At 68.2% G+C, this 21,496-nt stretch carries 23 protein-coding genes and 1 pseudogene; 6 read left to right on the forward strand and 18 right to left on the reverse strand.

Annotated features, from left to right (window positions below; genetic code table 11):
* A pseudogene (locus tag A5758_RS15345) lies at window positions 1-266 on the reverse strand (hypothetical protein); the annotation flags it as partial.
* The gene (locus A5758_RS15350) at window positions 263-976 is read right to left on the reverse strand and encodes a response regulator transcription factor (RefSeq protein WP_369816447.1); all 714 of its coding nucleotides are present in this window, start codon (window positions 974-976) and stop codon (window positions 263-265) included. The pseudogene A5758_RS15345 and the gene A5758_RS15350, both read right to left, overlap by 4 nt.
* 263 nt (window positions 977-1,239) lie before the next feature.
* On the opposite strand from A5758_RS15350, the gene A5758_RS15355 reads away from it, so the two are divergent.
* The 3 genes from A5758_RS15355 (at window position 1,240) to A5758_RS15365 (ending at window position 2,476) form a co-directional block, all read left to right on the forward strand.
* Window positions 1,240-1,629 carry a hypothetical protein gene (locus tag A5758_RS15355; RefSeq protein ID WP_067741483.1) on the forward strand — a complete coding sequence of 130 codons (390 nt, stop codon included), beginning with the start codon at window positions 1,240-1,242 and terminating at the stop codon, window positions 1,627-1,629.
* Window positions 1,630-1,727: 98 nt separating this feature from the next.
* A complete protein-coding gene (locus A5758_RS15360; protein ID WP_067741486.1) occupies window positions 1,728-1,994 on the forward strand; it encodes a hypothetical protein in 267 nt (88 codons plus the stop codon).
* A gap of 65 nt (window positions 1,995-2,059) precedes the next feature.
* Window positions 2,060-2,476 carry a nitroreductase family deazaflavin-dependent oxidoreductase gene (locus tag A5758_RS15365; protein ID WP_231987331.1) on the forward strand — a complete coding sequence of 139 codons (417 nt, stop codon included), beginning with the start codon at window positions 2,060-2,062 and terminating at the stop codon, window positions 2,474-2,476.
* Here A5758_RS15365 and A5758_RS15370 read toward each other — a convergent pair.
* The 3 genes from A5758_RS15370 to A5758_RS15380 are packed head-to-tail and all read right to left on the reverse strand — an operon-like array spanning window position 2,473 to window position 4,474.
* Complete coding sequence (locus tag A5758_RS15370) at window positions 2,473-2,829, reverse strand: DoxX family protein (protein ID WP_067741498.1); 357 nt, start codon at window positions 2,827-2,829, stop codon at window positions 2,473-2,475. The genes A5758_RS15365 and A5758_RS15370 overlap by 4 nt on opposite strands.
* Window positions 2,830-2,838: 9 nt before the next feature.
* Entirely contained in the window at window positions 2,839-3,987 is a 1,149-nt protein-coding gene (locus A5758_RS15375; RefSeq protein ID WP_067741501.1) for an SPFH domain-containing protein, read from the reverse strand.
* Between the two features lie 49 nt (window positions 3,988-4,036).
* Window positions 4,037-4,474 carry an NfeD family protein gene (locus A5758_RS15380; protein ID WP_066958268.1) on the reverse strand — a complete coding sequence of 146 codons (438 nt, stop codon included), beginning with the start codon at window positions 4,472-4,474 and terminating at the stop codon, window positions 4,037-4,039.
* 57 nt (window positions 4,475-4,531) lie between these two features.
* Between A5758_RS15380 and A5758_RS15385 the strand changes: the two genes are divergently transcribed.
* A complete protein-coding gene (locus tag A5758_RS15385) occupies window positions 4,532-5,458 on the forward strand; it encodes a hypothetical protein (protein WP_067202400.1) in 927 nt (308 codons plus the stop codon).
* A 75-nt stretch (window positions 5,459-5,533) separates the two neighbouring features.
* Here A5758_RS15385 and A5758_RS15390 read toward each other — a convergent pair whose 3' ends face one another.
* The 9 genes from A5758_RS15390 to A5758_RS15430 form a co-directional block, all read right to left on the reverse strand.
* Window positions 5,534-6,544 carry a ferrochelatase gene (locus tag A5758_RS15390; protein ID WP_067741504.1) on the reverse strand — a complete coding sequence of 337 codons (1,011 nt, stop codon included), beginning with the start codon at window positions 6,542-6,544 and terminating at the stop codon, window positions 5,534-5,536.
* Between the two features lie 6 nt (window positions 6,545-6,550).
* The gene (gene inhA, locus A5758_RS15395; protein WP_066958259.1) at window positions 6,551-7,360 is read right to left on the reverse strand and encodes an NADH-dependent enoyl-ACP reductase InhA; all 810 of its coding nucleotides are present in this window, start codon (window positions 7,358-7,360) and stop codon (window positions 6,551-6,553) included.
* Between the two features lie 34 nt (window positions 7,361-7,394).
* Entirely contained in the window at window positions 7,395-8,162 is a 768-nt protein-coding gene (gene fabG1 / locus A5758_RS15400; RefSeq protein ID WP_067202393.1) for a 3-oxoacyl-ACP reductase FabG1, read from the reverse strand.
* A 122-nt stretch (window positions 8,163-8,284) separates the two neighbouring features.
* Window positions 8,285-9,292, reverse strand: a complete 1,008-nt coding sequence (locus A5758_RS15405) for a VWA domain-containing protein (protein WP_067202390.1) — start codon at window positions 9,290-9,292, stop codon at window positions 8,285-8,287.
* The gene (locus A5758_RS15410) at window positions 9,289-10,200 is read right to left on the reverse strand and encodes a DUF58 domain-containing protein (protein ID WP_067741820.1); all 912 of its coding nucleotides are present in this window, start codon (window positions 10,198-10,200) and stop codon (window positions 9,289-9,291) included. The genes A5758_RS15405 and A5758_RS15410 overlap by 4 nt, the downstream gene beginning before the upstream one ends.
* Window positions 10,201-10,238: 38 nt before the next feature.
* Window positions 10,239-11,372, reverse strand: a complete 1,134-nt coding sequence (locus A5758_RS15415; protein ID WP_067741508.1) for a MoxR family ATPase — start codon at window positions 11,370-11,372, stop codon at window positions 10,239-10,241.
* Window positions 11,373-11,524: 152 nt separating this feature from the next.
* A complete protein-coding gene (gene ripB, locus A5758_RS15420; RefSeq protein ID WP_067741510.1) occupies window positions 11,525-12,259 on the reverse strand; it encodes an NlpC/P60 family peptidoglycan endopeptidase RipB in 735 nt (244 codons plus the stop codon).
* Window positions 12,260-12,284: 25 nt separating this feature from the next.
* Window positions 12,285-13,721, reverse strand: coding sequence for an NlpC/P60 family peptidoglycan endopeptidase RipA (gene ripA / locus A5758_RS15425; RefSeq protein ID WP_067741513.1), 1,437 nt, complete (start codon window positions 13,719-13,721; stop codon window positions 12,285-12,287).
* A gap of 240 nt (window positions 13,722-13,961) precedes the next feature.
* The gene (locus A5758_RS15430) at window positions 13,962-14,504 is read right to left on the reverse strand and encodes a DUF6676 family protein (RefSeq protein WP_067202374.1); all 543 of its coding nucleotides are present in this window, start codon (window positions 14,502-14,504) and stop codon (window positions 13,962-13,964) included.
* A 189-nt stretch (window positions 14,505-14,693) separates the two neighbouring features.
* On the opposite strand from A5758_RS15430, the gene A5758_RS15435 reads away from it, so the two are divergent.
* Together A5758_RS15435 and A5758_RS15440 are read left to right on the forward strand one after the other, a co-directional pair.
* Window positions 14,694-17,513: an aconitate hydratase gene (locus A5758_RS15435; protein WP_197503954.1), complete on the forward strand. Its 2,820-nt coding sequence runs from the start codon at window positions 14,694-14,696 to the stop codon at window positions 17,511-17,513.
* A gap of 9 nt (window positions 17,514-17,522) precedes the next feature.
* A complete protein-coding gene (locus A5758_RS15440) occupies window positions 17,523-18,104 on the forward strand; it encodes a TetR/AcrR family transcriptional regulator (RefSeq protein WP_067741547.1) in 582 nt (193 codons plus the stop codon).
* 38 nt (window positions 18,105-18,142) lie between these two features.
* Here A5758_RS15440 and A5758_RS15445 read toward each other — a convergent pair whose 3' ends face one another.
* From A5758_RS15445 to trxA, 4 genes are read right to left on the reverse strand one after another with little or no spacing between them, the layout of a single operon-like run.
* A complete protein-coding gene (locus A5758_RS15445) occupies window positions 18,143-18,388 on the reverse strand; it encodes a helix-turn-helix domain-containing protein (RefSeq protein ID WP_255360803.1) in 246 nt (81 codons plus the stop codon).
* 57 nt (window positions 18,389-18,445) lie between these two features.
* On the reverse strand, window positions 18,446-20,074 hold the full coding sequence (locus A5758_RS15450; protein WP_067741550.1) for an ABC-F family ATP-binding cassette domain-containing protein: 1,629 nt from the start codon (window positions 20,072-20,074) through the stop codon (window positions 18,446-18,448).
* Window positions 20,075-20,095: 21 nt separating this feature from the next.
* Window positions 20,096-20,905: an enoyl-CoA hydratase gene (locus A5758_RS15455; RefSeq protein ID WP_067741556.1), complete on the reverse strand. Its 810-nt coding sequence runs from the start codon at window positions 20,903-20,905 to the stop codon at window positions 20,096-20,098.
* 55 nt (window positions 20,906-20,960) lie between these two features.
* A complete protein-coding gene (gene trxA / locus A5758_RS15460; RefSeq protein WP_067741558.1) occupies window positions 20,961-21,314 on the reverse strand; it encodes a thioredoxin in 354 nt (117 codons plus the stop codon).
* Between the last annotated feature and the right edge of the window lie 182 nt (window positions 21,315-21,496).

Genomic DNA, 21,496 nt, shown 5'->3' on the forward strand with positions numbered 1-21,496 from the left:
ATGTCGAGCAGTCGCATAACCCACATCCGGCGGTACAGCTCCAGCTGTTCACCGAGGTTTACGGCCAACAGATCGGGCGAGGTGTGCGCGGCGTCCAGCGCCTCGGCGCGCGACGCCGCCGCGAGCAGCCGGTCGTGCAGATTCCTGCGGGCGAGAACTCCCAGGCTCAAGTCGATGGTCACACCGAGCGCCATCAACAGCAGCGCCAGCAACGCCACCACCACCAGCGTCACCCGTCGCTGCAGGGAGGGAGTCCGAGTCGTCATGATCGCTGGGGTTGCAGCCGGTAGCCGATGCCGCGCACGGTGTGCAGTATCCGCGGCCCGTGGGCTTCGAGCTTGCGCCGCAAGCCGCTCACGTGCACCTGGACCAGGTTGGGGTCGTAGGCGTCGTACCCCCACACGGCGTTCAGGATTTGGCTGGCGCTGACAATGCGGCCGCGCTGCTCCACGAGGAAGGCCAGCAGCCGCAACTCGGTTGCCGTCAGGTCGAGGCGACGACCATTGCGCGCGGCCAGGCCGGCTTCGGAGTCGAGCATCAGGTCGCCGAGCTGAACGACTTGCGGCAGCCGCCCGCGCCGGCGCAACACCGCGCCGACCCGCGAGACCAGTTCGGCCAGCTCGAACGGTTTGATCACGTAATCGTCGGCCCCGCCATCCAGGCCGCGCAGCCGATCTTGCAGGCCGTCGCGCGCCGTGATCAAGACGATCCCGACGTCGCCCCAGTCGCGGATGACGCCGATGAGGTCGAACCCATCGCGCCCCGGCAGCATGACGTCGAGCACCACCAGGTCCGGCCGCAGCCCGTCCAGAGCCTCCTCGAGCCCGTCGCCGTCACGGCGGCCGACGGTGTGATAGCCGACGTCGGTGAGCGCCTCGCTGACCATTTCGCGAATCGTCTCGGAGTCTTCGACCACCAGGACCCGGGGCGCGCCGACGCTGAACTGGCCGGCGGCGACCCGGGGGCTGTTCGTCATGCCTCCCATTGTCGGCGCCGGTTCTGAAACCAACCTGAAGCGTCGCGTGGACCCGTCTGTCACCGCAGCCCCACTAATCCCAAGAACGTAGGGATGCGACGAATTGCCCGCCTCAGAGCGACAAGCCCGCTCCCCGGGTAGCCTCCTCGCATTGTCGCTCTGAGGCGGGCACAACGCCGCTCACCTTCGCTGGTGACAGAAGTGACTCACGGGGTATCAGTTCTTCAGGTCCACTTCAGTTCCGGCGCCTACCGTCCGGTGCCATGACCACAAACGACGACATCGACACCCATCCACCCGCACCGCCGCCGGCCGCCCATCCCCCACGTGAGCCTCGCCGCCACTCGACCGGAGTGGTGGTCGGCGTCGGGGTGGCGGGCGCGCTGATCGGCGCGGCGGGCACCATCGCAGCGATCGCCTTCGCCTGGATCATCACCGCCGGGCCGCCCGGGCCGCCGCTACCGCCTGGGCCACCGCCGATGATGGCGCTGCAGCACGGACCGCCTCCCCCGCCGATGGGCTGGCCCATGGGCGGCTTCGGGTTTGCGCCGCCGCCCGGCGCGCCCGGGCCGCCTGGGCCGCCGCACGGGTTCGGGCCGCCTCCTCCCGGCGAGGCCTCCCCGCCACCGGCGCAACCGTCTCCGCACAGCTGACCAGCCTGCCGCCGTCACGATCCATCAAATCGTGACGGCGGCAGCTGTCCCGCCAGTAGCGTCTGGATTACCGACATCCGACGACAGTGGAGAGCCGCATGACCTCGGACAACATCGGAACCCGCCGCTTCCCGGCCGGCGTCGCCGCCGTCGCCGGGCTGGCCGGCCTGGTGCTCGGCGCGCTCGCCGCCTTCGCGATCACCGGGTTGGTCTGGACGGTCCGGGTCCAGCTTCCACCGCCGCCCTACCCGCCGCCGCTGTCGTCGCAGGCGGGTGGCGGGTGCGTCTACCCGTCGCCGCCCGCCCCCACGTCCGCGCCGGGCGTCGTCCCCGCGTCACCGCTGCCGCCTGGGCCACACGCCTAATGGCCGGGCGACCCGCGTCTTTTCTGCCCAGGCTCGGCGCACGCGTGCTGCGGTCGCGTCGGCTGATGCGCGCACCGATCTGGATCTACAAGGCCCGCGCGGGCGCGCTGTTCGGCTCGCGCCTGCTGATGCTCGAGCACGTTGGCCGCAAGTCCGGCGCCGCGCGCTATGTGGTGCTGGAGGTGGTCGGTCACTCCTCGCCGGACACTTACATCGTCGCCTCCGGATTCGGCCGAAAGGCGCAGTGGTTCCGCAACATCCAGGCCAACCCGCGGGTGCGTGTCTACGCGGGCAGCCAGGCGCCCAGGCGCGCTACCGCCCGCATCCTCGACCAACAGGAGGCCGATCGGGCGCTCGCCGCGTACGTCAGCCGTCATCGCCAGGCCTGGGAACAGATGAGGCCGGTGCTGGAGGAAACGCTCGGGGTACCGATCACCGAAACCGACACACCGCTACCACTGGTCGAGTTGCGCCTGGACTAGTTGCGGTCCGGCCCCTTCGCCGTCATCACGGCGAACGTAGCGAGGAACACCGCGGCCGGGAGCGCGTTGACGACCCTGTCGCGGACGCGGATGTGCGCGCCGAGCGCCAAGACGAAATAGACCGTCAGCATCGCCGTCGTCACCCGCGCCAGGACCGGGAACCGGCTGACCGACAGCAAGCCCACGGCGGCTGCCCCCTTCACCGCCGGCAGCACCGGCCGAACGTTCTCCGGCAACCCAACGTCATCGAGAACCTTCCTGATCGGTGCCACCTGGACACCGCACAAGACGGCGTCCACGGCGTGGAAGGCGCCGAGCGCCACGTAGGTCTTCGGCGAAGTGAAAAGGCTCATCCGGCAATCCTATTGGGCCAACTGCGGCGGCGTCCCCGGCAGCGTGCCGTCCACCGGCTGGCGGGCGCTCGCTTCGGCCTTGGCCACCGCCTGGGCGATCGCGGGGTCGGTCTCGGTGGAGAACCAGTCGGCGATGTCCGCGTCGTCTGATTCGGCGGCGTGCTGAGGTGTGTCGTCGACCGGGGAGGGCTCGAACCGGAACACTCCGTCCTGACCCGGGGTGCCCAGCATTCTGGTGAATCCCTGTAGCGCCGCGTTGAAGTCGCTCGGCACCACCCACACCTTGTTGGCGTCGCCGCGCGCCATCTCCGGCAGCGTCTGCAGGTACTGGTAGGCCAGCATCTCCGGGGTGGGCCTGCCGGCCTTGATCGCGGCGAACGTCTTCTCGATGGCCTTGGCCTGCCCCTGCGCCCGCAGGTAGGCCGCGGCGCGCTCACCTTGGGCGCGCAGCATGCGGGACTGCCGTTCGGCCTCGGCGGCCAGGATCGCGGCCTGCTTGGCGCCCTCGGCGGCCAGGATCTGCGCCTGCTTCGCGCCTTCGGCCTGGGTGATCGCGGCCTGCCGGTTACCTTCGGCGGTCAAGATCATCGCTCGCTTCTCGCGGTCGGCCTTCATCTGCTTTTCCATCGACGCCTGGATGGACGGCGGCGGGTCGATGCTGCGCAACTCGACCCGGGCGACCCGCAGGCCCCAGCGACCGGTCGCCTCGTCGAGCACGCCGCGCAATTGACCGTTGATCTGGTCGCGTGACGTCAGTGTCTGCTCGAGCGTCATGCCGCCCACCACGTTGCGCAGCGTGGTGGTGGTGAGCTGCTCCACGCCGACGATGTAGTTGCTGATCTCGTAGACGGCCGCCTGCGGCACGGTGACCTGGAAGTAGACCACGGTGTCGATGTTGAGGGTCAGGTTGTCCTCGGTGATCACCGGCTGCGGCGGGAACGACACCACCCGCTCGCGCAGGTCCACCCGCGCGCGGACCCGGTCGATGAACGGCACCAACAACGTCAGCTGACCACTGACCGTCCGGCTATATCGACCCAGCCGCTCGATCACCGCGGCCTCCGCCTGCGGTATCAGGGCCACCGACTTGGCCACCACGACAATGGCGAATATCACCAAGACGACCAGCAACACCAAACCAGCAACCGCACCTTGCACGGGAGTTCCTTTCTCTACCAGGGTCTCTGGCAGCGTCCTCGCGCAGCCGTTATGGACCGCTCTTGAAGACCACCGCCGTGGCGCCGTCGATCTGCAAGACGGTCACCGACTCCCCCGGTTCGTATACATCCCCATCGTTGAGCGGACGCGCGGTCCACACCTCGCCGTCGAGCTTCACCTGGCCCCCGTCGCGGGCGATTCGCTCGAGCACCAATGCGTTCTTGCCCTCCAGCGCCTCGATACCCATCTGCGGCACGTGCGCGGGCGTCAGTTGCCGCCGCAGCGCCGGGCGGACCAGCACCAAGAGCAGCACCGAAACGACGAGGAACACGATCCCGTCCGCCCAGCCGGGCCAATCCGTCAGCCAGCTTGTGATTGCCGCGGCCAGCGCACCGCCGCCGAGCATCACCAAAAACATATGGCCGGTGAGCGCCTCCGCACCGGCAAGCACCAGCGCAAATATTAGCCAAAGCACCGCGGCGTGCATGCGGCCAGAATACGCGTGATCCGCCTTTGCCGGGCAAAACAACTACACTGCGGAATCGTGTGGTGTCCCAGTGTCTCGCTGTCCCTGTGGGCCAATGCCTGGCTCGCAGGCAAGGCCGCGCCCGACGACGTCTTGGACGCGTTATCGGTATGGGCGCCAAAGCAATCGGTCACCGCGTATGATGCGGTCGCCGCCGGTCACACCGGGCTGCCGTGGCCCGATGTGCACGACGCCGGAACGGTGACTCTGCTGCAGACACTGCGCGCGGCGGTCGGCCGGTCGGCGCCCACTCCGGATGGCCCGGGCCGGCTGCGCGGGACGATCAATATGCTTTTGCCCGTGCCCGGCGACGTGCGCGGGCTTGCCCCCGGGACGCAGTTCGAGCGTGACGCCCTGGCCGCGGGCGAGGCGATCATCGTCGCCAATCCGCACGATCCCGCCACCGCCGTCGGGCTGGTCCCCGAGTTCTCCTACGACGACGAGCCCGAGGACTTCGCCGATCTGTGCACGGTGGGCTGGACGGTGTACTCGCTGCCGGGCGCGCCGGTTCTCGACCATTACGAGCTCGGCGATGCCGAATACGAGCTGCGCTCGGCAGTCCGGTCCGCCGCCGACGCGCTCGGCGCCATCGGGCTGGGAACGGCCGCGGCCGACATCGACGATCCGCGGGGACTCGTCGAGCAACTGCTGGAATCCACACGGCAGCACCGGGTTCCCGAACATGCGCCGACCCGGGCGCTGCGGGTGCTGGAGAATGCCGCGCACGTCGACGCCATCGTCGCGGTCAGCGCCGGACTCAGTCGGTCACCCGACTCGCCGGAGCGGTTCACCGCCCCCGTCGTCGCCGGCCCGGAGCCGTTCGGCACCCAATCGTCTTCGGAGGCCCGCATCGCCAGCGACGCGCTGCGGCCGCTGACCGCGGTGGTGCGTTCGGCGCGGATGGCCGCCGTCACCGCGATCCTGCACTCGGCGTGGGCTGACTAGCCCTGATGGCGGCGACCTGGGGGCACCTCCCGCTTGCGGGGGACTTCGCCCGGCTATGCCCGCTCGCGATCCCCGCTAGCCCGCTTCCGAGGCGACGCAGTGCGGCGGACGGCACGGCGCGCCGTCGACGCTGGCCAAACAACCGGGCACCGGGTTGGGGCCGGCCACCCGGGCCGGCTGTCGGCCGGTGCGCAGCTCATCGATGAGATCGGCCGCCAGCCGGGCGAATCGGCGATCGGCGTTGGGCGTGGCGGCCCGGGCGAACGCCAGCCCCGCCGCCTCGGCCTGGGCTCGCAACTCCTCGTCAAGATCCCAGACCACCTCGATGTGGTCGGCGACAAACCCGATCGGGCAGACAATGACGGCCTCGGTGCCCGCCCCGGCCAGCGCGGAGAGATGGTCCTCGACACTGGGTTCCAGCCACGGCACCTGCGGCGGGCCCGAACGCGACTGCCAGGCCAGATCGAAATCGGAGTATCCCGCCTCGGCCGCGACAAGCCTTGTGGCATAGGCGACTTGACGGCTGTACAGCCTCGGGCCCAGGCGCCGGTCGGCGGCCACCGGAACCGAGTGGGCGGTGAACACCAGCCTCGCGCCATCGGGCACGGTCTGTGCCGCCGCCGCGACGGCGTCGGCGAACATCTCGACGACGAGCGGGTGGTCGAAGTAGGGCCGTAGCTTGACCAGCTCGGGCGCGTCGGGTCCGGCCGCGCGGCGCGCCCGGGCGATGTCTTCGGTGTACTGCGTGCAGCTCGAGTAGCCACTCCATGCCGACGTGGTGAACACCGCGGCACGCCGAACGCCGTTGTCGCGCATGCTTTTTACGGTTTCTTCAACATAGGGATCCCAGTTGCGGTTGCCGAAGTAGACCGGCAGGTCCTGCTCCGCCTGGAGCTCGGCGATCAGGGCGCGGTTGATCCCGTTGATCGGTGACACCCCACCGAAATGCAGGTAGTGCTGTGCGACGTCGTCCAGGCGTTCGGGCGGCACGTTGCGGCCGCGGGTAACGTTCTCCAGGAACGGCCGCACCTGCTCGGGCCCCTCCGGACCACCGAAGGACAGCAGCAGGACGGCATCGAATTCCATTAGCGCTTACAGCAATTGGGTGCTGGCGCCGCCGTCGGCGAAGATGATGGTGCCGGTGGTGGCCGGTAGCCAGTCCGAGAGCAGGGCGCACACCGTTTTGGCGACCGGTGTGGGGTCCTTCATGTTCCAGCCGATCGGTGCGCGCTGGTCCCAGCCCTCTTCCAGCAGCTGCATCTGGGCGCCGGCCTCCTCGCCGAGCGCACCGCCGACGATCGCGCTCATCGCCAGCGTCCGGATGGGGCCCGCCGCAACGAGATTCGAGCGCACCCCGAACTTGCCTGCCTCGCGGGCGACGAACCGATTGACCGATTCCAGCGCGCTCTTGGCCACCGTCATCCAGTTGTAGGCCGGCATGGCCCGGCTGGGGTCGAAGTCCATGCCGACGATGGACCCGCCGGGGTTCATGATCGGCAGCAGCGCCTTGGCCAGCGACGCATACGAATACGCGGAGATGTGGATGCCCTTGGAAACGTCCTCGTAGGGCGCGTCGAAGAACGGGTTGATACCCATCCCGGTCTGCGGCATGAAGCCGATCGAGTGCACCACCCCGTCCAGCTTGTTGCCCTCACCGATCTCGGCGGTAACCCGCTCGGCGAGGCTGTTGAGATGCTCCTCGTTCTGCACGTCGAGTTCGATCAGGGGGGCCTTCTCCGGCAGCCTGTCGGCGATGCGCTGGATCAGGCGCAACCGGTCGAACCCGGTCAGCACCAACTGCGCCCCCGCTTCCTGGGCCGCCTTGGCGATGTGAAACGCGATCGACGAGTCGGTGATGATCCCGGAGACCAGAATCCGTTTGCCGTCGAGCAGTCCTGCCATGTCTGTCCTTAATATCCTTGTGTCTTAGGTGAATTCAGTGGCCCATGCCCATGCCGCCGTCGACCGGGATGACCGCGCCGGCGATGTAGCCCGCATCCTCGGACGCCAGGAAGCTGACCGCCCCGGCGACGTCCTCGGCGGTGCCGACCCGCTTGGCCGGGATGAATTCCAGTGCGCCCGCCTGGATCCGCTCGTCCAGCGCGCGGGTCATCTCGGTGTCGATGTATCCGGGGGCGACCACGTTGGCGGTCACCCCGGCCTTGGACAGCTCGCGGGAGATCGAGCGGGACATGCCGATCAGGCCGGCCTTGGCGGCCGCGTAGTTGGCCTGGTTGCCGATGCCCCACATGCCGGACACCGACCCGATGAAGATGATGCGGCCGAACCGCTTGCGTTGCATGCTGCGCGACGCCCGCTGTGCCACGCGGAACGCCCCGGTGAGGTTGGCGTTGATGACCTCCTCGAAACGCTCCTCGGTCATCCGGATGAGGAAGGCGTCCTTCGAGATGCCGGCGTTGGACACCAGCACCTCGACCGGACCCTGGTGCTCCTCGACCTCTTTGAAGGCGCGGTCGACCGCATCGTTGTCGGTGACGTCACACACGACGCCGAACAGCCCGTCGGGCGCCCCGGATCCGCGGTGCGTGACGGCAACCTTGTGGCCGTCGGCTGCCAGCCGCCGCGCGATCGCCAGACCGATTCCCCGGTTTCCGCCCGTCACCAGGACCGAACGGGATACGAATGCGGGTTTGCCGCCGTCGGCGGCACTTTCGGTGGTGTTCTCGGTGGCCGTGTCAGTCACCCCGTCAACCTAGCGCCTGGGTCCCGCGTGGTTGAAATGTCCCCCTGGGATGTAGCCCGAGTCACGCTGGCGTGTCCCCCCGCAAGCGGGCGGTACCCCCAGCTCGGGGTCAAAGGGGGCAACTACGTCGGCAGGCGGCGGTTGATGAGCAGCGCCGCCAGGGCCGCCAACGCCAACACCAGCGCACCCAGCCGCACCCAGCCGACGCTGGCGTCGCCTTTGATCGTCTCGTAGCCGATCTGCTGCTGCAGCGTCGCGTACACGTTTTTCAGCTCGGTCAAGCTACCGGCGCTGTACCAGCTCCCGCCGGAGAGCTCGGCAACCTTCTTCATCGTGGAATCGTCGACGGGCACCGGCTGGCGCTGGTCGTTGATCTCGACGAAGCCATACGGGGTGCCGAACGAAATCGTCGAGATGGGCACACCCTGGTCTTTGGCGGTGCGCGCGGCGGTGAACGCGCCCTTCGGGTTGTCCGGGTTGGTCGGCATCGTCTCCTTGCCGTCGGAGAACAACACGATGCGCGCCGGCGGCGGCTTGTCGCCACCCCCGATCACCGCGCCCACGGTCGCGATGGCCTGCAACGCGGTGAAGATGCCCTCGCCCGTGGCGGTGCGGTCGGCGAACTGCAGCTTGTCCAGCCCGTTCTTGGTCGCCTCCCGGTTGGTTGTCGGTTGCACCAGCACGGTGGCGGTCCCCGCATACTCGATCAGCCCCAGGTTGATGCCCGGTGTCAGCTCGTCGGCGAACTGCTTGGCCGCCTCCTGTGCGGCCGCCATCCGGTTGGGCTGCACGTCGGTGGCCCGCATCGACTGCGACACGTCGATCACCAGCATCACCACCGCGCGGTTGCGTGGAATGCGGACGTCGTGCGTCGGCCCGGCCATCGCGATGGTGAACAGCACCAGCGACGCCACCAGCAGGATGGCCGGCACGTGCCGCCACCGCGAAGGCCGTTTGGGCGCAACGCTTTCCAACAGCTCCATGTTGGCGAATCGCAGCATCCGCCGCTGTCGCGCCAGCTGCATGAGCACATACATCGCGGCGAGCCCGGCGACGACAAGCAGGAACAGGAAGAACCACGAGTGTTCGAAGCCCGACAAGGACATCGGGCCGAAAAGCGGCAATGTCACTGCCGCCCCGCCAATGCACCGCGCCTGCGGGACTCGACGAAACGGACGATGTCGGCGATCCAATCGCGGTCGGTGCGCAGCGTCAGCACCGGGGCCCCGCAGCTGCGGATGGTGCGCGCCACCTCGGCGCGGTGCGCCGCGGCCGCCTTGGCGAAATCGTCACGCAGCTGCGCATCGATGGTGAATTCGCGGGTCACGCCGGACTCGGCGTCCTGCAGCACGACGTCGCCGATGTCGGGCAGTTCGACGTCGCGAGGGTCGAGCACCTCAATGGCAAGCACCTCGTGCCGTGCCGCGATCGCGCGCAGCGGGCGCATCCAGTTGATCGGCCCGAGGAAGTCGCTGATGATCACCGCCATGCCGCGGCGGCGTTCCGGGCGGCGCAACGCGTCGATGGCCATCGCCAGGTCACCGCGCACCCCGACCGGCGCCCTGGGGGTGGTGGCGATGGTGCGCAGCAGCGTCTGCTCGTGCTGGCGCCCGGAGCGCGCCGGGACCCGGACCATCGTCTCGCCGTTGGCGATCAGCGCGCCCAGCCGGTTGCCGCCGCCGCTGTTGAGGAACGTGATCGCGGCCGCGGCCGCGACCGCCAGGTCCCGCTTCTCGCACCCGACGGTGCCGAAGTCCAGGCTGGCCGACATGTCGACCACCATCCAGGTCTCCAGCTCGCGGTCGGCGATCATCTGCCGGACGTGGGGGTGCATGGTGCGCGCGGTCACGGCCCAGTCCATCCGCCGGACGTCGTCGCCGGGCTGGTACTCGCGTGACTCCCCCGGCTCCGAGCCCGGCCCGGGGATCAGGCCGAGGTGGTCGCCGTGCAGGACGCCGTCGAGCTTGCGCTTGACCGTCAGCTCGAGCTGCCGCAGCGCCGCCGCCAGCTTCGGGTCGACGATCTGCCCGCGCTGCATCGATGGCGGATGCGGCACCGCCGGCTGCTGGGGGTCGGTCACCGACCGCTAGCCGCGCCGGCGGCCTGCATCACCGGGGGCACCGACTGCCCTTGCTGCGGAACGGCGTTCACCTGAGGCAGGGCGACCGTCTGCAGGATCCGGTTGATGACGATCTCCGGCGAGATCTCGTCGGCGAGCGCGTCGTAGGTGAGTACCAATCGGTGCCGCAGGACGTCGGGAATGACGTCCACGACGTCTTGCGGGATCACGTAGTCGCGGCCGCGCACCAGCGCCAGCGAGCGGGATGCCGCGATGATGCCCAGCGAGGCACGCGGGGACGCACCGAACGAGATCCACGTCTTGACGTCGTTCATCCCGAGTTGCTCGGGATAACGGGTGGCCATGACGACGCGCACCACGTAGTCGACCAGCGCGTGGTGGACGAAGCCGTTGGCCGCGATGTCCTGCAGCCGCAACAGGTCGCCGGTGTTCAGGATCTGCTTCGGCTCCGGCGGCCGCACACCCATCCGGTAGATGATCTCCCGCTCCTCTTCCGGGGACGGGTAGCCCACGTTGATCTTGAACAGGAAGCGGTCGCGCTGGGCCTCGGGGAGCGGGTACACGCCCTCGTGCTCGATCGGGTTCTGGGTGGCCATCACCAGGAACGGGTTGGGCAGCGGGAACCTCTTGCCACCGATGGACACTTGGCGTTCCTGCATGACCTCCAGCAGCGCCGACTGCACCTTGGCGGGCGCGCGGTTGATCTCGTCGGCGAGCAGGAAGTTCACCACCACCGGGCCGAGCTCGGTGTCGAACTCTTCCTTGCCCTGCCGGTAGATGCGGGTACCGATGATGTCGGTGGGCACCAGGTCGGGCGTGAACTGGATGCGGGCGAACGTGCCGCCCACGACCTTGGCGAAGGTCTCGACGGCCAGCGTCTTGGCCACGCCGGGGACACCCTCGAGCAACACGTGCCCCTTGGAGAGCAGACCGACCAGCATGCGCTCGACGAGCTGGTCCTGCCCGACGATGATCCGCTTGACCTCGAAGATGGCCCGCTCCAGGGTGTGGACCTCGGCGGCCAGGCCGTTGCCGCCGCCGGACGGCGCGTCATGGGCCGGCGAGCCGGAAGGACCACCCGGGCCCGAGTAACCGCTGGCGCCCGGAGGCGGCCCACCTGCTGCTGTCATCAATAACCCTCCACAGCTCAATCGGACACGACTGCTTGCACCACGACTTTCGTGGGGCCGCGACGTGCCCGCGTCCAACTATTCCAGGCCCGCCGGATTCCGTCGACGCTGGTGGTTCGCCCCCGGGATCCCGCCGGGCGAACACACCTGGATCAGTACTCGATGATCCTAGTCAGGAACGGCGTCATGCCGGGCGTGCGAACCGGGCTGACGGTCACCTTGCCGGCGAGGCTGGACGCCTCCAGCATCTGGCCGTTGCCCAGATACATGGTGACGTGCTGGCCGCCGTTCGGCCCGTAGAAGATGAGGTCACCGCGCCTGGCCTGGTCCTGCGGGATGTGCCGGCCCGCGTTGTACTGGTCACCGGAGAACCGCGGGATCAGCACGCCGGCCCCGGCGAAGCCGTAGCGCATCAGCCCCGAGCAGTCGAAGCCGTTGATGTTGGCGCCGTCGCCGACGCCCTTGCTGGGACCGTCCAGCGAGCCACCACCCCACGAGTACGGGACGCCCATCTGCGACCCCATCCGCTTGATCACGTACTCGATGGCCTGCCGACCGTAGACACGCGGGATCTTGCCGCCGGGATTGGTGGGGCTGGCCGCGGTGGGAGCCGGGTCGCCCAGGATGTTGATTCCGAGGCCGCCGAGGAATTGCCTGCCCAGGTCCATCGTCGTTTGGGTGGCCTGCGCAGTGGCCTGCAGCGAGGCGTTGGCGACGGCAAGCGGGTCCCCGGGGGCGCCCGCGCTGATCGTCGCCGGCAGGGTGGGATCCCACCCGCCGGGGTCGCCCACGGCGATGGGCGTCGGGGCGGCGACAGACAACATCAGCCCGGTCACCACGGTGGTGATCCAGGCGAAGTTGATCAGACGAATCCGCTTGCGGCGCATAGCTCCCCGTTCAGTGCTCATTCGTTCACCACTCGATGTAGCGGACCACGTAGGGCGTCATACCGCTGGTGCGCACTGGCGCGACACGGACCTTCAGACCGATGTCGGGAGCCTCGAGCATCTGGCCGTCACCGAGGTAGATCGTCACGTGCTGGCTGCCGCCGGGGCCGTAGAAGATCACGTCGCCGCGGCGCATCTGCGAGGACGGGATCTTGCGGCCCAGGTTGTACTGCGAGCCCGAGTAGTGCGGCAACTTGATGCCCACCCCGGCGAAGGAGTACAGGACCAGCCCCGAACAGTCGAAGCCGGTGATGCCGGCCCCGGAGTCGATGCCCTTGCTCGGCCCGGCCGCGTTGCCGCCGCCCCAGGAGTAGGGCACGCCGATCTGCGACATCCCGCGCCGGATCACGTACTCGCTGGCCTGTCGCCCGTAGACCCGGGGGATCCGCCCGGACGTTCCACCCGGCGCCGCATTGGTGATGCCGGTGTCGTCGGGCTTGAGGATGCCGATCTGCTGCAGGAAGTTGCGGCCCAGCCCGGCGGTGACCTGCGTCGAGGTGGCCGAGATGCCCAGCACCTGGTTGATGACCGCGATCGGGTCACCCGGGACGTTCGCGCTGGGAATCATCGGCAGGGTGGGGTCCCACCCACCGTCCCAGCGGCGGGCCCCGGCGTGCGGCGCCGGCGCGCCCGGCGAGCCGGTCTCCCACCGGTCGCCCGACGCCGGAGCTGCGGGACCGCCCGGGCCGGAAGCCCATTGCCGTTTGGCCGCTTCGAGTTTGGCCTGAGCCTCGTCACGTTCGGCGGCCAGGCGAGCGACCTGGTCGCGCTGTTCGTCGAACTTACGCTTGGAATCGGTCAGCGCCGCCACCGCGGCATCCTGACTGCCCTTGGCGTCGGCCGCGGCTTTGTCGGCCTTCCGCTTGGCCAGCCGCGCCGCCGATTCGTTGTTCACCTGTTCGGTCCGCGCCCGCTGCAGCTTGGCCATCACCGTCTGGGAACTCGCGGACAAAGTCTTGGCGGCCGCCTCGGTGGCGATGATGTCGTCGGGGCTGCTGGCGGTCAGGTAAGCGCTCGACGGGCCATTCATATAGGTGGCCGCCGCGAACGTGTCGAACCGCTGCTGCGCCGCGGCGATCGCGGCGTTGGCGTCTTTGACCGACTGCTGGCTGGTCTCCAGATCGTGTTGGGCGGCGGCGGCGTTGTCGCGGGAGGTCTCGACGTCGACCAGTGCCTTATTGACGCTCTCCTGTTCGGTCTGAATTTCGGCGCTCAGGTTTTCCAGGCGCTGGTTGGCCTTGGCGACGTTGGCGATCAACCCGGCCAAGCTGTCGGCCGCGGGATCACCGTGTGCGAGCCCGGGCGTGCACAGCAGCAGGGCCACGCTCACGACCGACGGCACGACCGGCCGGACCAGCCTTGCGACCGGCTGCGCAGTAGAGCCCCGGCGTGTGCGTCTCATTCGACTCAGGTCTCCTACGGCTCAACGCGACGGGCGGCGCCGGCCACAGAGTTCGTTAAGGGCGCCAAAGACAACACCAGCATCATTTGCACCGTACGTCACACCTTTGGGCGTGCAAACGCTCCACAGAAATCGCACTCTCTACGTGCGTTTAATGTGACCGAACAGTTATCTACCGTGTTTGCCGCGACGACGTCCGGGGGGCCGACCGATGGGGCCGGCTGGGGCGGATGCGCGTGGCTAGGCCGTGTTGGTGGGCGTCACTTCCTGCGCTCCGGCCGAATCCGCCGGGGTTGCTGAGCGTCGGCTGCGCACCTGCAGGATCCGGGCCCCGACAGCCGCCGCGAGCACGGCGAGCAACAGGAAGATGGTCAGGCCGGTCCAGGGAAATTCCGGGGCGCTCAGCTCGTTGACGAAGTGTTGCGCCGAGACCACCGGGTTGCCCGTTTTGGCGATGTCCTCGCCGGCCTCGAGTGTCACCCGCGGGAACTGGGTGCTGTAGCTGCCGACGTAGTTCGGGCTCAGCGTCAGGACGGTGGAGTCGTGGTAGTCGGCGCCGACCACGGTGGAGATGTCGCGCAGCGGGGTGTCGTTCGGCGGGTTGTGGTCGAGCAGCACGATCTTGAGGTTGATGCCCTTGGCATGGGCCTCGTCGACGATGTGCAGCAGGCCGGGCATGTCCGCCGCCGGCGCGCTGACGCCGGTGGCGGCGACCTGGGCCTTGACCGCGGTCATGTCGACGTCTTGCGGGATGTAGACGGGTAGGACCGGGTGCAAGGTCATGATGTCCCTCCTGCCGTAGCGCTACAGGCACCGTACGCGACTTCATTTCGGGGGGTTTAAACCGCCGACTTACGCGATAAGACTGGCCCTACGGGCGCCCCGCCGTAATGCAGGACAAGCGTACTGTTAAAGTAGCACCGCACCGCCGACACGGCCCGTCGGCCGGAGAACTTAATCCCGGGAGTTGAAGTGACTAAAGAAGATTCTGTGAACTCGTTCGGAGCACGCGACACCCTCAAAGTCGGCGACAAGAGTTATCAGATCTATCGCCTCGACGCCGTCCCCAACACCGAGAAACTCCCCTACAGCCTCAAAGTCCTCGCCGAGAACCTGTTGCGCAACGAGGACGGCGCCAACATCACCAAGGATCACATCGAGGCCATCGCGAACTGGGATCCTAAGGCGGAGCCCAGCATTGAGATCCAGTACACGCCCGCCCGCGTGGTGATGCAGGACTTCACCGGGGTGCCGTGCATCGTCGACTTGGCCACCATGCGTGAGGCCATCGGCGACCTCGGCGGCAAGGCGGAGAAGGTGAACCCGCTGGCGCCGGCCGACCTGGTGATCGACCACTCGGTGATCGCCGACCTGTTCGGCACCGCCGACGCCTTCGAGCGCAACGTCGAAATCGAGTACCAGCGCAACGGGGAGCGCTACCAGTTCTTGCGTTGGGGCCAAGGCGCTTTCCGCGACTTCAAGGTGGTGCCGCCGGGCACCGGCATCGTCCACCAGGTGAACATCGAGTACCTGGCAAGTGTCGTGATGGAGCGCGACGGAGTGGCGTATCCCGACACCTGCGTGGGCACCGACTCGCACACCACGATGGTCAACGGCCTCGGCGTCCTGGGCTGGGGCGTCGGCGGCATCGAGGCCGAGGCCGCGATGCTCGGCCAGCCGGTCTCGATGCTGATCCCGCGAGTCGTCGGGTTCAAGCTGACCGGTGAGATCCAGGCGGGCGTCACCGCCACCGACGTCGTGCTGACCGTCACCGAGATGCTGCGCAAGCACGGCGTCGTCGGCAAGTTCGTCGAGTTCTACGGCGAGGGCGTGGCCGAGGTGCCGCTGGCCAACCGCGCCACCCTGGGCAACATGAGCCCCGAATTCGGTTCCACCGCAGCGATTTTCCCGATCGACGAGGAGACCATCTCCTACCTGCGGTTCACCGGCCGCAACGAAGAGCAGCTGGCGCTGGTCGAGGCGTACGCCAAAGAGCAGGGCATGTGGCACGACCCCAAACACGAGCCGGCCTTCTCCGAATACCTCGAACTGAACCTGTCCGACGTGGTGCCGTCGATCGCCGGGCCGAAGCGCCCGCAGGACCGAATCGCGTTGTCGGACGCGAAGTCCACGTTCCGCGCGCAGATCGGCGACTACGTCGGCGACGACCCGGACAAGAAGGAGTACTCCAAACTCGACGAGGCCGTCGATGAGTCCTTCCCGGCCAGCGACCCCGGGGCGCTGGAGAACGGTCACGCCGACGACGCCCCGAAGTTCGAATCGGCTGCGGCACATGCCAAGGGCCGGGTCAGCAACCCGGTGCGGGTGAAGTCCGAGGACCGCGGCGAGTTCGAGCTCGACCACGGCGCGGTGGTGATCGCGGCCATCACGTCGTGCACCAACACCTCCAACCCCGAGGTGATGCTCGGTGCGGCGCTGCTGGCCCGTAACGCTGTCGACAAGGGCTTGGCGTCCAAACCGTGGGTGAAGACCTCGATGGCGCCCGGTTCGCAGGTGGTCAGCGACTACTACGACAAGGCCGGCCTGTGGCCGTATTTGGAGAAACTCGGCTTCTACCTCGTCGGCTACGGCTGCACCACGTGCATCGGTAACTCCGGCCCGCTGCCCGAGGAGATTTCCAAGGCGATCAACGACAACGACCTGTCGGTGTCGGCGGTGCTGTCCGGTAACCGCAACTTCGAGGGCCGGATCAACCCCGACGTGAAGATGAACTACCTCGCGTCGCCGCCGCTGGTGGTCGCCTACGCGTTGGCCGGGACCATGGACTTCGACTTCGATCAGCAGCCGCTGGGCACCGACAAGGACGGCAACGACGTCTTCCTCAAAGACATCTGGCCGTCGCAGAAGGACGTGTCGGACACCATCGCCTCGGCGATCAGCCAGGAGATGTTCACCAAGAACTACGCCGACGTGTTCAAGGGCGACGAGCGCTGGCGCAACCTGCCCACCCCGAGCGGCAATACCTTTGAGTGGAACCAGGATTCGACCTACGTGCGCAAGCCCCCGTACTTCGAGGGGATGTCGGCGGAGCCGGAGCCGGTCAGCGACATCACCGGCGCGCGGGTGCTGGCGCTGCTGGGCGACTCGGTGACCACCGACCACATCTCCCCCGCCGGTGCCATCAAGCCGGGGACGCCCGCGGCGCAGTACCTCGACGAGCACGGCGTCGATCGCAAGGACTACAACTCCTTCGGCTCCCGGCGCGGCAACCACGAGGTGATGATCCGCGGCACCTTTGCCAACATCCGGCTCCGCAACCAGTTGCTCGACGACGTTTCCGGCGGCTACACCCGCGACTTCACGCAGGACGGCGCGCCGCAGGCGTTCATCTACGACGCCGCGCAAAACTATGCGGCGCAGGACATTCCGCTGGTGGTGCTGGGCGGTAAGGAATATGGGTCCGGCTCCTCACGCGACTGGGCGGCCAAGGGCACGCTGCTGCTGGGCGTGCGCGCGGTGATCGCCGAGTCGTTCGAGCGCATCCACCGCTCCAACCTGATCGGCATGGGCGTGATCCCGCTGCAGTTCCCGGAGGGCAAGTCCGCCAAGGAATTGGGGCTGGACGGCACCGAGGTGTTCGACATCACCGGCATCGAGGCGCTCAATGACGGCAAGACGCCAAAGACGGTGCGCGTCAAAGCCACCAAGGATGGCGGCGACCCGGTCGAGTTCGACGCGGTGGTGCGCATCGACACTCCGGGAGAGGCCGACTACTACCGCAACGGCGGCATCCTGCAGTACGTGCTGCGCAACATGCTGAAGTCCGGCTAGTCCCAAGTCGTGCCCAAGGTAAGCGAGGGCCATCTGGCGGCGCGCCGCCGCCAGATCCTCGACGGTGCTCGCCGCTGCTTCGCCGAATACGGCTATGACAAGGCCACGGTGCGGCGGCTGGAACAGGCGATCGGGATGTCGCGCGGTGCGATCTTCCACCACTTCCGCGACAAGGACGCGCTGTTCTTCGCGCTGGCGCGCGAAGATGCCGAGCGGATGGCCGACGTGGCGTCGCGCGCGGGCCTCATCCAGGTGATGCGCGACATGCTCACCGCGCCGGAGCAGTTCGACTGGCTGGCGACCAGGTTGGAGATCGCACGCAAGCTGCGTAACGATCCGGAGTTCAGCCGAGGTTGGGCGGAGCGGTCAGCGGAACTGGCGGCGGCGACGACCGATCGATTGCGCCGGCAGAAGGAGGCGCACCGGGTCCGCGACGACGTTCCCGGCGACGTTTTGCAGTGCTACCTGGAGTTGGTGCTCGACGGCCTGGTGGCCCGGGTGGCGTCAGGCGAAGATCCGCGCCGGTTATCCGCCGTGCTCGACCTGGTGGAGAATTCGGTGCGCCGCAACGACTCTGGGCCGCAGGCATAGCGTCACTGCGAACAAGGGGACGTGATTTCGCAGTGACGCTAGACCCGCGCGGATCGCGAGGTGTGGTTGGGCCCGCCGCGGCCGCGCATCGTGGCGCCGGCCTGGAGCAGCATGCTGTGCACCGATCCGTACGACCTGCCGGTGGACGCGGCCAGCGTGCGGATGCTGGCCCCGCCCTCGTAGGCGTTGCGCAGCTCGAACAGCAACTGTTCCCGGGTCTGCTTCGACCTTTGCAGTGTCCTTTTCATGGATGCCCTCCGCGCCCGAACACGATCGACAAGCACCCAGAGTAAGAACCCGCCGTCGGCCGCGGGCGGAATTGGCCGAAAAGCACCCAGAAGTCAGGCGAGCTCGATCAAGTCCCGGTATTCGTCGGACCAGAAATCCTCGGTGCCGTCGGGCAGCAGCACAACGCGCTGCGGGTCGAGGGCTTCGGCGGCGCCCGGGTCGTGCGTCACCAGCACCACCGCACCCTGGTAGCTGCGCAGCGCGTCCAGCACCTGTTCGCGCGAGGCGGGATCGAGGTTGTTCGTCGGCTCGTCGAGCAGCAGGACGTTCGCCGTCGACGCCACCAGGCCCGCTAGTGCGAGCCGGGTTTTCTCACCACCCGACAGGGTGCCCGCCGGCTGGTCGAGTTGCGGCCCGCTGAACATGAACGCGCCCAGCAGGCCGCGCAGATCCTGCTCACCCGAATCCGGTGCGGCGTGCCGGATGTTCTCCCAGACGCTCGCGTCGTTGTCGAGCGTGTCGTGCTCCTGTGCGAAATAGCCCATGCGCAAACCGTGTCCGGGCTCCAGCCCGCCGGTGTCGGGCTCCTCGGTGCCGGCCAGCAGACGCAGCAGTGTGGTCTTGCCGGCCCCGTTCAGCCCCAGCACCACCACCCGAGAACCGCGGTCGATGGCCAGATCGACACCGCTGAACACCTCCAGCGACCCGTACGACTTGCTCAGTCCCTTGGCGACCAACGGCGTGCGCCCGCACGGGGCCGGGGTGGGGAACTTGATCCGGGCCACCTTGTCGGCGGCCCGCTCCTCGTCGAGCGCGGCCATCATCCGGTCGGCGCGGCGCAACATGTTCTGTGCCGCAACGGCTTTGGTGGCCTTGGCGCCCAGCTTGGCGGCCTGCGTGCGCAACGCGGCGGCCTTGCGTTCGGCGTTGGCGCGTTCACGACGCCGCCGCTGTTCGTCGGTGGCCCGGGCGTCCAGGTACTTCTGCCAGCCCATGTTGTAGACGTCGACCTCGCCGCGCACGGCGTCCAGGAACCACACCCGGTTCACCACATCGGCGAGCAGCTCGACGTTGTGGCTGATGATGACCAGGCCGCCGGTGTGCGACCGCAGGAAATCGCGCAGCCAACCCACCGAATCCGCGTCCAGGTGGTTGGTCGGCTCGTCGAGCAGCAGGGTGGTCGACGATCCCGCCCCGGTGTCGGACGCGGCGAACAGGATGCGCGCCAGCTCCACCCGGCGGCGCTGCCCGCCGGACAGCGTGCGCAGCTTCTGCGTCAGCACCCGGTCCGGCAGTCCGAGGCTGGCGCAGATGCGGCTGGCCTCGCTCTCGGCGCCGTAGCCGCCCAACGCGACGAACCGCTCCTCCAGCTGCCCGTAGCGGCGAATGGCGCGGTCCCGGGCGTCGTCGTCGGCGACCTCGGCCATCAACGCCTGCTGCTTTTCCAGATCGGTGAGCAGAACATCCAGGCCGCGGGCCGACAGGACGCGGTCGCGGGCCAGCACCTCGAGGTCGCCTTCTTTGGGATCCTGTGGCAGATAACCGATTTCACCGGCGCGCGCGACGGCGCCTGCATACGGCTCGGTCTCCCCCGCCAGGATGCGCAGAGTCGTCGTCTTGCCCGCGCCGTTGCGGCCGACCAGCCCGATGCGGTCGCCCGGCTGAATGCGCAGATCCGGACCGTCGGGTGAGAGCAGGATGCGCGCACCAGCGCGGACCTCGAGGTCCGTGGCAGTGATCACATCTTCTCCCTTTTCCTACGGCTACTTGTCGTCGGTGAATACCGGCGGGCGTCGCTCCGCGCGCGCGGCAACCGCTTCTTCGAAGTTGGCGGTGAGCAGACGAACGAACAGCTGACCCAAGCCCTCGGCTTGCATGTGCCCTTCCAGGCTACCGGCGTCTAGTCCACTCCACAGTGTGCGCTTGGTCAACTCGATTCCCGGCCGTGAGAACGCCGCTATCCGCGCGGCGATGGCGTAGCAGGTGTCCAGCAGCTGCTCGTCGGGCACCTGGCACGACACCAGCCCGATGCGCTCGGCCTCCTCGGCGGTGACATCGCGGCCGGTCAGCATGATGTCGAACGCCCGCGACGAGCCGATGGCCCGGGGCAGCAGGTAGCTCAGCCCCAGTTCGCTGGCGGTCAGGCCGTTGTTGATGCCGGCCGCGCGAAAGTACGCACCCGTCGAGGCGACCCGGATGTCGGCGGCCAGCGCCAAACACAACCCGCCGCCGATGGCCGGGCCGTTGACCGCGGCGATCACCGGCTGATGCAGGCGGCGCAGCCCCAGGATGACCTCGTCGAGGATCTCCATGGAACGCAGCGCGTAGGTCGGGCGGGTCAGCCCCTCGACGTGGGGCACAGAGCCCGCGGACTTGTGGTCGGCGCCCGAGGAGAAACCGCGGCCCGCCCCGGTCAGCACGACCACGCGCACCGAATTGTCGTACCTGACCTTCTCCAGGGCCTCTCTGAGCGGCACCATGACGTCGAAAGCCATGGAGTTCATCCGCTCGGGCCGATTGAGGGTTATCAGCGCGACGCCGGGCCGCGGGTGCTCTACCAGTACCAGACTCACCCAAGCAACCTAGCGCGTAGCCGAGCGCCGCCCTGCGCGCGCAGCGGTGTCGGGGCTATTCGGCTTGACCGGCCTGGGCCGCGTCGACGTCGAACGCCTTGATTTGCTGCACCAAGTCTTCGAGAGCAGCCGGCGGCAGCGCCCCGGCCTGGTTGAACAGCAGTTTGCCCTTTTTGAAGGCCATCAGCGTGGGGATGGAACGGACCTGGGCGGCCGCGGCCAGCTGCTGCTCGGCCTCGGTGTCGACCTTGGCGTGCACGATGTCGGGGTGCTTCTCCGCGGACGCCTGGAATGTGGGCCCGAACTGGCGGCACGGCCCGCACCAGGACGCCCAGAAATCGACGAGCACGATGTCGTTGCCCTCGATGGTTTCGTTGAACTTCTCAGCGGTGAGATCGAGTGTTGTCACATTTGCCATAACGCCCGAACGCGACGTGATGTTCCCCGGTTGCCAGGCCGCTGATACCCGACCACGCCGGACCTGCCGGGCCATCCGAACCCCTTTCCCAGGTTTGCCTGCCGCGCAAAGGATGCGGGCTCGTGCCCGGTTCGCCGCGACGACATCGACGCGTAACCGGCCCGCGGCCCGCC

This window comes from Mycobacterium sp. 852014-50255_SCH5639931 (genome assembly GCF_001665605.1).
GTDB lineage: Bacteria > Actinomycetota > Actinomycetes > Mycobacteriales > Mycobacteriaceae > Mycobacterium > Mycobacterium paraffinicum.